Origin of the sequence: Brevundimonas sp. (assembly GCF_036402095.1) — a bacterium.
In the GTDB taxonomy this organism is placed as follows: domain Bacteria; phylum Pseudomonadota; class Alphaproteobacteria; order Caulobacterales; family Caulobacteraceae; genus Brevundimonas.
In genome coordinates this window covers 1-11627 of record NZ_DASWTO010000131.1, presented here as the reverse complement: position 1 = coordinate 11627, position 11627 = coordinate 1, and the positions used below count along the sequence as shown (strand labels likewise).

At 70.6% G+C, this 11627-nt stretch carries 10 protein-coding genes; 7 read left to right on the top strand and 3 right to left on the bottom strand.

Annotated features, from left to right (window positions below):
• The 5 genes from VGD32_RS09550 to VGD32_RS09530 form a co-directional block, all read left to right on the top strand.
• Positions 1-687: AAA family ATPase (locus tag VGD32_RS09550; protein WP_331031659.1), on the top strand; the 687-nt coding region annotated here is incomplete at its 5' end.
• Positions 684-1571, top strand: coding sequence for a hypothetical protein (locus VGD32_RS09545; protein ID WP_331031658.1), 888 nt, complete (start codon positions 684-686; stop codon positions 1569-1571). The genes VGD32_RS09550 and VGD32_RS09545, both read left to right, overlap by 4 nt.
• 147 nt (positions 1572-1718) lie before the next feature.
• Entirely contained in the window at positions 1719-2408 is a 690-nt protein-coding gene (locus tag VGD32_RS09540; protein WP_331031657.1) for a hypothetical protein, read from the top strand.
• A gap of 49 nt (positions 2409-2457) precedes the next feature.
• Positions 2458-3678, top strand: coding sequence for a vanadium-dependent haloperoxidase (locus VGD32_RS09535; protein ID WP_331031656.1), 1221 nt, complete (start codon positions 2458-2460; stop codon positions 3676-3678).
• A gap of 101 nt (positions 3679-3779) precedes the next feature.
• The gene (locus VGD32_RS09530) at positions 3780-5222 is read left to right on the top strand and encodes an aldehyde dehydrogenase family protein (protein ID WP_331031655.1); all 1443 of its coding nucleotides are present in this window, start codon (positions 3780-3782) and stop codon (positions 5220-5222) included.
• A 64-nt stretch (positions 5223-5286) separates the two neighbouring features.
• Here the strand turns inward: VGD32_RS09530 and VGD32_RS09525 are convergent, their stop codons facing one another.
• The 3 genes from VGD32_RS09525 to VGD32_RS09515 are packed head-to-tail and all read right to left on the bottom strand — an operon-like array spanning position 5287 to position 7440.
• Complete coding sequence (locus VGD32_RS09525; RefSeq protein ID WP_331031654.1) at positions 5287-5730, bottom strand: hypothetical protein; 444 nt, start codon at positions 5728-5730, stop codon at positions 5287-5289.
• 13 nt (positions 5731-5743) lie between these two features.
• Positions 5744-7009: a TadE/TadG family type IV pilus assembly protein gene (locus VGD32_RS09520; protein ID WP_331031653.1), complete on the bottom strand. Its 1266-nt coding sequence runs from the start codon at positions 7007-7009 to the stop codon at positions 5744-5746.
• Positions 7006-7440 carry a response regulator gene (locus VGD32_RS09515; RefSeq protein ID WP_331031652.1) on the bottom strand — a complete coding sequence of 145 codons (435 nt, stop codon included), beginning with the start codon at positions 7438-7440 and terminating at the stop codon, positions 7006-7008. The genes VGD32_RS09520 and VGD32_RS09515 overlap by 4 nt, the downstream gene beginning before the upstream one ends.
• A gap of 174 nt (positions 7441-7614) precedes the next feature.
• Here VGD32_RS09515 and VGD32_RS09510 point away from each other — a divergent pair, with 174 nt between their 5' ends.
• Both VGD32_RS09510 and VGD32_RS09505 read left to right on the top strand, forming a co-directional pair.
• Positions 7615-10908 carry an EAL domain-containing protein gene (locus VGD32_RS09510; RefSeq protein ID WP_331031651.1) on the top strand — a complete coding sequence of 1098 codons (3294 nt, stop codon included), beginning with the start codon at positions 7615-7617 and terminating at the stop codon, positions 10906-10908.
• Positions 10909-10972: 64 nt separating this feature from the next.
• Entirely contained in the window at positions 10973-11380 is a 408-nt protein-coding gene (locus VGD32_RS09505; protein ID WP_331031650.1) for a response regulator, read from the top strand.
• Positions 11381-11627 lie beyond the last annotated feature (247 nt).

Below are 11627 nucleotides of genomic sequence, written 5' to 3'. Positions count from 1 at the left end.
CTGGGCCGCGACCCGTGGAAGCAGCGCGGCGACCTGATGCACGACGTCTGCTTCATCGCCGACGTGGCCGTGCTGCCCCGCTGGATGCGGGTGCGCCAGGCGCTCGACTACATGGCGGGCGTGCACCCCCGGTTCGACCGGGCCCGCGCCGAGGGCTTCCTCGACCGCACCACGATCCGCCGCGACAGCCGGGTCCGCGAACTGTCGAAAGGCATGGTGACCCAGCTGCATCTCGCGCTGGTGATGGCGGTGGACGCCCGGCTGCTGATTCTCGACGAGCCGACGCTCGGGCTCGACCTGCTGTACCGCAAGCAGTTCTTCGACGCCCTGCTGAGCGACTATGTCGACCACAGCCGCACCATCATCCTGTCGACCCACGACGTGCATGAAATCCAGCACGTGCTGACCGACGTGGTGTTCCTCGACCGCGGCCGGGTCACCCTCAGCGTCACCATGGAGGAGGTCGAGGGACGGTTCGTCGAGCTGCTGGCCGCCGACGACCGGCTGACGGCCGCCCGGGCGCTGAAGCCGCTCTCCGAACGGCGGATGTTCGGGCGCACCAGCCTGCTGTACGACAGCGTCGAGCGCGAGCGGCTGGCGCCGCTGGGCGAGCTGCGCACCCCCGGCCTGGCCGACCTGTTCGTCGCCCTGCTCGGCGACGGCGCCCCGCGGGAGGCCGCGACATGAGCGGCGCGCCTCATCCGAAACAACTGGTCCGGACCTTCCTCTGGCAGATCCGGCGCGAACTCTGGGAGCACCGCGCCCTGTGGGCCGCGCCGGTGGCGGTCGCCGTCTTCGCCGTGATCATTCACTTCGGGTCCAGCCTGTCCGTCTCCGACGCCGAGCGGGCCGCCTCGATCGGCGACCCGACGCGCGCCCGGGGCTTCATGGATCTGTACAGCGCCATGACGGGGGCGACGCTGGTCACCGGCCTGGTGGTCGGGGTGCTCTACAGCCTCAGCGCGCTGCAGGGCGAACGGCGCGACCGGAGCATCCTGTTCTGGAAGTCCCTGCCGGTCTCGGACGGCATGACGGTGCTGTCCAAGGCGGCCATTCCGCTGGTGGTCGTGCCGCTGTTCGTGGTCGCCATCGTCGTCGTGGCCAGCCTGACGATGCTCGGACTGCAGTCGCTGGTGTGGATCGCCAACGGATTCGATCCGCGCACGGTGTGGAGCCGCGTGGACCTGCCGTTCCTCTGGCTGGCCCTGCTGTACGGCCTGCCGTTCATGGCGCTGTGGAATGCGCCGCTCTACGCCTGGATGCTGCTGGTCTCGGCCTGGTCGCGGCGCGTGGCCTTCCTGTGGGCCGTCGCCCCGTTCGTGGCGATCCTGATGGTCGAGCACCTCGCCCTGCACCACACCTCCGCCCACTGGATGCTGGAGCGGCGCCTCGGCGGCGGGGTGCTGCAGCCGTGGTCGGCCGACGGCGCGGGAGTGATCTGGGTCCAGCGGCTGTCCGACCTCGATCCCGCGCGGATCTACTCGCTGCCCGGCCTGTGGGTCGGGGTCCTGCTCGCCGCCGGCCTGTTCTACGCCACAGTCCGCGTCCGCCGCTCGCGAACGCCCAACTGATCGTCGATCCCGGAAAGGATCAGCCCATGCCGCAAGACAGAGCCCGCGCCGACACCGGCTAGCCGACCGGGGGCCGACCCCCCGAACCCCCGACAGCACCATCCGTCTTCACCCACCGACTTTCGCGACCCGCGACCGGAGGACGCCATGACCTTGCCTGCCTTCAACCCCGAAAGCCTCGCCCAGGCCGCCCTCGTGCTCCACATCGGCGGCGGCGCCGTCAGCCTGGTGTCGGGCTTCGCCGCGCTCGCGGCGCCGAAGGGGCGACGAATCCATCGGGGAGCCGGGACGGTGTTCGTCCTCGCCATGCTGGTCATGGCCCTTTTCGCCGTCGTCGTGGCCCTGCTGCGAAATCAGCCGCTGAACACCATCGCGGGCGCCTTCACCCTCTATCTGATCGGCACCGCCTGGCTGGCCGTGCGGCGCCCCGACGGGGTCGTGGGCCGGCCGGAGAGGGCGGGCTTCCTCATCGCGGCCGCCATCGCCGTCGCCAGCTTTCTGGTCGGCTGGAACGGGCTCGGCGCCGACGGCGTGCCCGTCGCGGCGCTCTATGTGTTCTCGGGCTTGGCCGCCCTCGCCGCCGCCGCCGACCTGAGCATGCTCCTGAGGCGCGGCGTGACGGGACCCGCTCGTATCGCCCGACATCTGTGGCGGATGTGCACGGCCCTGTTCATCGCCTCGGGCTCCTTCTTCCTCGGCCAGGCGGACGAAATCCCCGAGGCCCTGCGCGGCCCCCACCTCTTCGCGCCGGCGCTCCTGCCGCTGGCCGCACTGCTCTTCTGGATGATCCGGGTGCGCTTCACCCGGGCGTTCAAAAGCGTCCCGGCGACGCCCTGACGGCCGCCGGAACGGCTTCGACACAACCACTCAACGGGAGGAACGAGACATGCGTGCGATGATGATGGGGATGGCCGCCCTCGCGGCCCTGACGGCGGCGCAGCCGGCGAACGCCGACACTGTGTCGGACTGGTGGGAGTTCAGCAGCCGGATCGCCCCCTATATGGCGCCCGGCGGCACGCCCGAGCAGGGCCGCGCCCTGACCCGCGCCTCGCTGGCGATGTTCGAGGCGGTGAACGCCATCGACCGGCGCTACGAGAGCTACCTCGGCTTCCCCGCCGGCGATCCCGCGGCCTCGCAGGACGCCGCCGCGGCGACGGCGGCCTATACGGTGATGCTGCATCACTTCCCGGCCCAGAAAACGGCCCTGGACGACAGCTACGCCATAGCCATGTCGGCGATCGCCGAGGGGCCGGCGCGCGAGGCGGGGCGGCTGATCGGCGAACAGGCGGCGCGGGCGGCGATCGCGGCCGGCGGGATCGACCCGGCCCTGCAGGCGACGCCCTACCGGCCGCGCACCACGCCGGGCGTCTGGGTCTCGACCCAGTTGCCGCAGATCGAGACCTATATGGTGACCTACCGGCCTTGGGTGCTGACGTCCGCCGACGCCGTGCGGCCGCCGCCGCCGCCGGCGCTGACCAGCGAGCGCTGGGCGCGCGACTATGAGGAGGTTCGCCTGCTGGGCGGCCGGACCAGCGCCGCGCGGACGCCGCACCAGACCCTGATGGCGCGTTACCGGCAGGCTTTCGACCTGACGCCGTCGCTGCGGCTGGCGGCGGACGCGCCGGGGCGCACTCCGGTGCAGAACGCCCGCATGTTCGCCCTCTACCAGATGGCCTTCGACGACGCCGTGCTGGCGATGGCCGACGCCAAGGCCCATTACGACTTCTGGCGGCCGATCACGGCGATCCGCAACGGCGCCGACGACGGCAACGACGCGACCGCGCCGGACGCCGGCTGGACCCCGCTTCTGGGCACCCCCAATTTCGCCGAATACCCCTGCGGCCACTGCGTCGTCGCGGCCGCCCACGCCGAGGTGATGAAGGCCGAGGTCGGGCCGCGGCCCCCGGGCGGCGTCCGGGTCGGATCCCTCGCCGTGCCGATGTCCGCCGTGCAGGTGCTGCCCGGATGGGACGACTGGGTCCGGGACGTCTCGGACTCCCGCATCTACGGCGGGGTCCACTTCCGCTTCTCCAACGAGGCGGGCGAGCAGATCGGCCGCGACACCGCCCGCAGGGTGCTGGAGCGGGTGATGCGGCCATTGCCGTGACGGCAGGCTGGACAAGACGGGCTGACCGCGCGCGCGTCACCCTCTATCTAGCGTCACGGGCGGCGCTCCCCGCGCCGCCCGCGTCACCGTTGAGGACCGCCATGAGCGACACGATCGAACTGTCCCACTGGATCGACGGCGAGCGGATTCCCACCGCCCGGCCCTCGCAAAGCCTGAACCCGTCGGACACGCGCGATCTGGTGGCCCGCATCCCCGACGGCGGCGTCGAGGAGGTCGACGCGGCCGTGGCGGCGGCCAGGGCGGCCTTCCCCGCCTGGTCGGAGGCCTCGCCGGAGGTGCGGTCCGACATTCTCGACAGGGCCGGGACCCTCGTCATGGAGCGGCGCGAACAACTGGGCCGGCTGCTGTCGCGCGAGGAGGGCAAGACCCTGCCGGAGGGCATCGGCGAGACGGTGCGGGCCGGCCGCATCCTCAAATACTTCGCCGGCGAGGCGCTGCGCCTGCACGGCCAGAACCTGGCCTCGGTGCGGCCGGGGGTGGAGATCCAGACCTATCGACAGGCGGTCGGGGTGTTCGGCCTGATCACCCCGTGGAACTTCCCCATCGCCATCCCCGCCTGGAAGGCCGCCCCGGCGCTGGCCTTCGGCAATACCGTGGTGATGAAGCCGGCCGGGCCGACGCCCGCGACGGCGGAGGCCCTGGTCGCCATCCTGCACGAGGCGGGGCTGCCCAGGGGCGTCCTCAACCTGGTCGTCGGCCGTGGCGGCGTCGGCCAGGCCATCGTCGACCACAGGGACGTGGACGGCGTCTCCTTCACCGGCTCGCAGGGCGTCGGCGCCGGCGTCGCGGCCGGCGCGGTCCGGCGACAGGCCCGGGTGCAGCTGGAGATGGGCGGCAAGAACCCGCTGATCGTGCTGGACGACGCCGATCTGGAGCGGGCGGTGATGATCGCGCTGGACGGCTCCTACTATGCCACCGGTCAGCGCTGCACCGCTTCCAGCCGCCTGATCGTGCAGGACGGCATACACGACCGATTCGTACAGGCGCTGGGCGAGAAGGTCGCCGCCCTGCGCGTCGGGGCGGCTCTGGACCCCGACACCCAGATCGGCCCGGCGGTCAGCGAGGACCAGCGCGAGACCTCCTACCGCTACATCGACATCGCGCGCGGGGAGGGAGGCCGCATCGTCGCCGGCGGCCAGCGGCTGACGCTCGCCACGCCCGGCTGGTACGTCCAGCCCACCCTGATCGCCGACACCGATCCCGGCGGCCGGATCAACAATGAGGAGGTGTTCGGCCCCGTGGCCTCGACCATCCGGGTCAGGGACTATGAAGAAGCGCTGGCGATCGCCAACGGCGTCGAGTTCGGCCTGTCCGCGGGCATCGTCACAAGCTCGCTCAAGTACGCCCGGGACTTCCAGCGGCGGGCGCGGGCCGGGATGACCATGGTGAACCTGCCGACCGCCGGGGTCGACTACCATGTGCCGTTCGGCGGCACGAAATCGTCCAGCTACGGCGCCCGCGAGCAGGGCTTCGCGGCGGTCGAGTTCTTCACCCAGATCAAGACCGCCTATTCGGCAAACTGACCGACCGGCGGGGCGGCCGGGCCCGGAGGCCGGGGCGGGGGCGTCGGCCCCTTCCGGGCCAGCCTCAGAGAGGTCCTGCGGCGTTTCGGGATTGCTCCGGTTCGTCGGAAGTCCGGCGCCGATCGCCACGACGGCGATCGTCGGCCGCCCGCCGTCCGCCGTTCATCATCATCAGTTCGAGCCGGATTTCGATCAGGCGCTGTTCGATGGACCCCAGGGCGATCAGGAGGATGAAGCTGCCCAGAAGCATGCCCTGCAGGCCCAAGGCGACCGCGGGAATATGGAGGTCGAGCATCTGACCCGCGAGAACGGTTAGCGTCATCACGGCCGACATGATCGCCACGCCGAACGCGCCGAACACCTTGAGCAGCGAATGGGCCGGCGCATCCCGGTTCACACGGTTGCCCGGCTTGCGGCGGTCGCGGACCCGTCGCTCCGTGCGGGCGCGGCGGTTCATGGCGTCGGCGGCTTCCTCGCGTTCGCTGACGGCTTCGGCCTCCATCGCCATGAAGAAACCTCCTCTACTCGATCAACCGGACGCCGCCGGCCCGGGGCCCGACGCCGGCCGGAACCGGGACGTTGGAGGCCCGGTAATTGGCGTTGATGAACAGCGACGGTGAGCCCTTGAGCTGGATCGCCTTGGCCACGATGACGGTCCAGGCGCTGTCGCGGGCGACGTCGGAATCGCCGTCCACGATCAGCCGGGCGTTCGGCACATAGAGGACGCCCAGCAGGGACTCGACGTTGTCGGCGGAGATCATGAAGTCCTGCCGGTTGTCGCGGGTGCTGCCCATGACGAGGCCGGCGTAGGGGCCCGACTTGCGCCCGTCGAGGGAGACCATGGCGCTGTCGGTGAAGTCGAAACTCGAGGCCGTGTCGAAGAACAGAACCACGTCGGCGCCCTCGAGCCGGGCGGTCTCCTTCACCACCAGACTGCCCTGCAGGAAGAAATGCTCCCCCGCCTGCAGCACGACCCGCGCGTCGCCGTAGGCCTCGATACCGCCGCAGTGCCGGCCGGCCGGGACGTAGTGGACCCCGGTCGAGACCTTGATCCGGTTGATCAGCTCCGAGACCGTGCACAGCAGGCCGATCTGGGGGTGCTTGTCCAGGTCGAGGTTGGCGAAGGGGTCCTCGATCGAGGCGGCGCCGGTGCTGGGCGACGGGCTGATCATGCCGCGGGCCGTGGTCACGGCCTGGACCGAGGCGGCGTCGATGAGTCCGCCTTCGACCAGGATGTCGCGATTGGAATGGACAAGACAGGCGGGCGCGTTCATCCGCCCCGAATCCTGGACGTTGAGCAGCCTGGCGCCGGCGTCCCCGGTGACGAGGACACAGAGCGGCACGAGGCCGACGGAGCTGGCGACCGCCTCGGCATTGAAATTCCACCCTCCGGGCGGAAGCATGCTGGCGAAGAAGGACGGACGGTGGCCTTTCAGCAGCACGCGAAGGGCGCGCTGTCCCAAGCGGTCGACGATCTCATAGGTCGCGGAGACGCTCGGCCCGTCGGTCCACTCCTGCAACTGGGCCTCGACGAAGGCGGCCGCGCGTTCGCGCGCCTCGTCGCCATCGGTCGCCAGCGCCAGCGAGGGGGCGCCGGCGAGCGCGCCGGAGTCCGCGATGGCCTGAAGTCGGGTGTCGGCGGCGTTCACAGCCATCAGATCGATGCCTCCGACCCCCAGCAGCAGGATCGCCGGCCCCAGCAGGGCGAATTTCAGCGCGATGGAGCCGTCCCGGGCGCGCCCGAAGCGCCGGAGCCAGTTCGAAAGGGTCGCGACCGCGCGCATCATGCCGCGGCTCGGGGAGGCCCGGCCCGCGCCTGGCGTTCGGCGCGCAGGACATAGCGCACCTGATAGCTGAGCAGGCGCCAGTTCAGGGGTTTCATGACGAAGGAGGTGGCGCCGAGCCGGAAGCACCGGTCGATGGCGTCGACGTCCTCCCGACCCGTCTGCACGATCACCGCCGTTTCCAGAAGCAACGGGTCGGCGCGGATCCGCGCCAGCGTGGCGAACCCGTCCAGTCCGGGCATTTCGAGGTCCAGCAGCACGAGGTCGTAGGCCTTCGCCCTGAGCATCCCGAGGGCGGCCGAACCGTCGGCGGCGACGTCGATCTGGGTGTTGGGGCTCGCGAGGTTCACCTGGGCGAACTCGCGTAGGATCGGATCGTCGTCGACGAACAGAATCCTCGAGTCATCCTCCAGGACATAAAAAAACGCACTCATCGCGATCCCCCTGGCGATCTTTCAGATCACCCAGTCCGCCCCGACAGGTCCTCATTAAGCGTCAAGTCATTAAAGCTCAGTATAGCTGCGTTCATCCAATGTGGAGCGACGCCATTGCTGCCGCAGGCGCGAAATGTCGGAAACCGTACGATAGGCCGAAAACTTGTCGGTCTGGTGCTTTCGGCCCTGGCGGCCACGGCGATTGTTACGGCTACGCTCCTCGGATGGACCGATGCCCGTCGCCAGACCGCCGCAGAGACCGAGAGGCTGACCCGCACGGCGATGGTGATCGGCTCCCTCGCCGCGGAGTCCGTGCGGGCCGAGGACCGGACCGGAACCTTCGCGGCGCTCAGGGCCATCTCCCAGATGCCGGACGTGACCTACGGGCGCATCCAGATGCGCGATGGAAGGTTGCTCGCCGAAACCGGCGGCGGGGTGCGTCTGGCCTCCGACGTGAGCGTCGGGACCGGCGACGGCGCGTCCGTCTGGTCGGTGCTCAACACCGGCACGATCGAAGTTCAGGCGCCGGTCGTCAGCCAGGGCGAGCGGGTCGGCGAGATCACCCTGCTCGCCCGGGCGCCGGGCGTCCGCGAGCGCGTCCTCGGCTCGATCATCATCACCATTCTGGGCGTCGGCGTCGCCGCTCTCGCGGGACTGCTCATCGCCCTGCGCCTGGGCCGGCGGATCAGCGCGCCGATCGTCCGGCTGGCGGCCTTCGCCAACGAGGTCCGCGACACCCAGGACTATTCCGCCGATCCCGAGGTGGTGGCCGATGGCGAGGTCGGCGATCTGGCGGACGGCGTCCGCTCCATGCTGCACGGGCTGCGCGAGCGCGACCGGAGAATCGCCGAGCACGTGGCCAGCCTTGAGTCCACCGTCGCCGAACGGACCGCACAGCTGTCCGAGGCCAAGGTCGCCGCCGAGGCCGCCAACGCCGCCAAGTCCGACTTCCTGGCCGTGATGAGCCACGAGATCCGCACGCCTCTGAACGGCATCCTGGCGCTCAGCGATCTCCTGAACCGCGCCGACCTGCCGGAGAAGCCTCGGCGCTATGCCGAAGTCATCGCCAATTCCGGCAAGTCGCTGATCTGCATCATCAACGACATCCTCGACTTCTCGAAGGTGGAGGCCGGCAAGCTCGATCTGGAGAGCGTAGAGGTCGACCCCGCCGTGATCGCCGCCGACGTCGCCAGCCTGTTTGCGGGCCGCGCCGCGGAGAAGGGGCTGGATCTGGCGGTGTACGTCCATCCGGCGGTCGGGCCCGTCGCGGCGGACCCGACCCGCCTGCGCCAGGTCATCAGCAACCTGGTCAACAACGCCATCAAATTCACCGGGTCCGGCGGCGTCACCATCCGGATCGAGCCGGCGACGGACGGGTCGCCGCGCATCGAACTCACCGTCATCGACACGGGCCCCGGCATTCCGGCCGACAAGCTGCCCGGCCTGTTCGAGGCCTTCTCACAGGCGGACCAGAGCACGACCCGCAAGCATGGCGGGACCGGGCTGGGCCTGGCCATCTGCGACCGCCTGGTTCGCGCCATGGGCGGCGAATGGGTGCTGTCGAGCCGCGAGGGCGAGGGTTCCTGCTTCGGCTTCCGCGCCACCCTCCCTCCAGCCGGCGCGGCGTCTCCGTTGCCGGTGTTCGCGGAGGGCTGGTCCATCAGTCTCGAAGGCTCGGCGGCGTCCACCCTCGCGGTCATCGGCCTGTATGCCGCTGACGCCGGGATTGCGGTGGTCGCTCCGGATCTGGCGAGCGCCCGGATCGTGGCCGACATCGCCGGGGGCGTGCGGGTCACGCCGACCGGGAACCCCGGCCGGGCATGGAGTCTGACCGGACCGTTCCGGGGCGACGACCTGCTGCAGGGCCTGCACAGGATGTCGCTCGGCCTTGACGCCTGTCCGGCGGGAAGGCGCGGCGTGGCCTCGCAAGGTCGGCGGTTTCCCGGCGCGAGCGTGCTCGTGGTCGACGATTCCGAGGTCAACTGCGAGGTGGCGGCCGAAGCGCTGGGCCAGTTCGGGGTGGATGTGGCCTTCGCCGGCGACGGGCTGGCGGCGGTCGAGCGGCTCCGGACCGACCGCTTCGACCTCGTCCTGATGGACGGATCGATGCCGCGCCTCGACGGATTCGAGGCCTGCGCCCTGATCCGGCGGGAGGAGGCCGAGACCGGGCGCCCGCGCGCCGCCATCCTGGCCCTGACCGCGCACGTGATCGGAACGGCCGCCGACGCATGGCGCGAGGCCGGCATGGACGGCGTCATTCACAAGCCTTTCACCCTCGACGACATCGAGGCCGCCCTCGCGCGGCACTGCGGCGGCTTCGCGGTCGCGGCGGCGCCCCCGTCGGAGGCCGCGGCCGAGACAGGGTCCGCCGACGACGGTCTGTTCGACCCCGCGATCCGCGCCGATCTCGACCGCATGGCGGCGTCCGGCCGTGAGGATTTCGTCCTGCGCGTTCAGAGCCTCTACGCCGACAACGCCCCCCTCCGCCTTGACGAGCTGCGCGCCGCCGAAGCAGCGGGCGAGATGGACGCCGCGGCGCGCGCCGCGCACGCGCTCAAATCCATGAGCCTGAGCCTCGGCGCGCGCGCCGTGGCCGAGGCGGCGTCGTCCGTCGAGACCGCGGCGCGGGCCGGCGAGTGCCGGGCCGGAGCGGCGGACGGCCTGGCGGACCTCGTCTCGCGCACCCTTGCGGCCATGGGGATGCCCGACGCCGCGCCCGCGCCCGGGTCGGCGCCGTCGATCGTCGACGCCATTCGCGCCGGCGAGCTCGACGTCGCCTTCCAGCCGTTGATGAACCGGTCGGGCGGCTTCGCCGGCAAGGCCGAGGCGCTTGTTCGCTGGACCACCGCGTCCGGAGACGTCCTTTCACCCACGGATTTCGTGCCCCGGCTGGAGCACGACGGCTCGATCCGTCACCTGACGGACTTCGTGCTCGGGCGCGCCCTGACGCTTGTCATGACCCGCCCGGGTCTCAAGGTGTCCGTCAACGCCTCGGCGACGGAGTTCCAGCAGCCGGACTTCGCGAGCCGCATCGAAACCGCCCTGGCGCGCGCCGGATGCCCGGGCGAGCGTCTCGAGATCGAGGTGACCGAAACCGCCATCCTCGACATCGCCGCCGCCCGGCCGGCGCTGGAGCGCCTCGCGGGGCTGGGCGTCGGTGTCGCGCTGGACGACTTCGGTTCCGGCTACACCAGTCTGCATGCCCTGCGCGAGCTCCGCTTCACCACCCTCAAGATCGACCGCAGCTTCGTCGAGCGCTGCCTCGACGACACCGCCTCCGCGGCCATCATCCACGCGGTCATCTCGGTCGGCCGGTCGCTGGGCATGCAGGTCGTCTGCGAGGGCGTGGAGACCGAGGCCCAGGTCCAGTTCCTGCGCACGGCGGGCGTGCATCTGATCCAGGGCTTCGTCTACGGACGCCCCGCGCCGTTCGAGGCGCTCCCCGCCGATGAGGCGGTGGCGGCATGACGTTAATCATTTCCGTTACTGCGTCAGTAGCGTTATCGGCGCATGGTTCGCCGTGGAGGCAGACATGGCTGTAATCGTGGTTGTCGACGACGACCCGACCATTCAGATGATAGCGGCCGAGTTGCTCAGGCAGGGCGACCATGCCGTCGTCGCCGCCGCCGACGGCGAGGAGGCGCTGCGCATCCTCGCGGCCATGAACGTGGATCTCGTGGTCATGGACATGCTGATGCCGAACAAGGACGGCATCGAGACCATCATCGAGGCCCGTCGCCTCTATCCCGACCTGCGCATTCTCGCCATCTCGTCCGGCGGCCGCGTCGGCGTGGGCGACCTCCTCCGCATGGCGCGCCTGTTCGGCGCGGACGACACCTATGTGAAGCCGCTCAGGCTGGACACCTTCGCGGCCACGATCGACCGCATGCTCCTCGAGCCGCGACAGACCGTCGACATCCTCGTCGCCGAAGCCAGGTAGAAGCCGTCAGCCGCCCTTGCCGGCAGCGGCCCGGTCAACGGCCGCCGCCGGAGCGTCCGGCTGAAGGAAGACAGGGGGGGGCGGGGCGGACAGTCCGGCGCCGGCTTGTTTCCACACCAAGGGCCGCAAGAAACTGTTGTCCCTGGGGTTCGGGTCTGACGTGGTTCGGAGAATCGCGGTTATGCGCATTTCGCGAACGGGAGGGGAACAGGAGCGGGGAGCGAGGCGGGCTCAGCGCCAGAAGTCT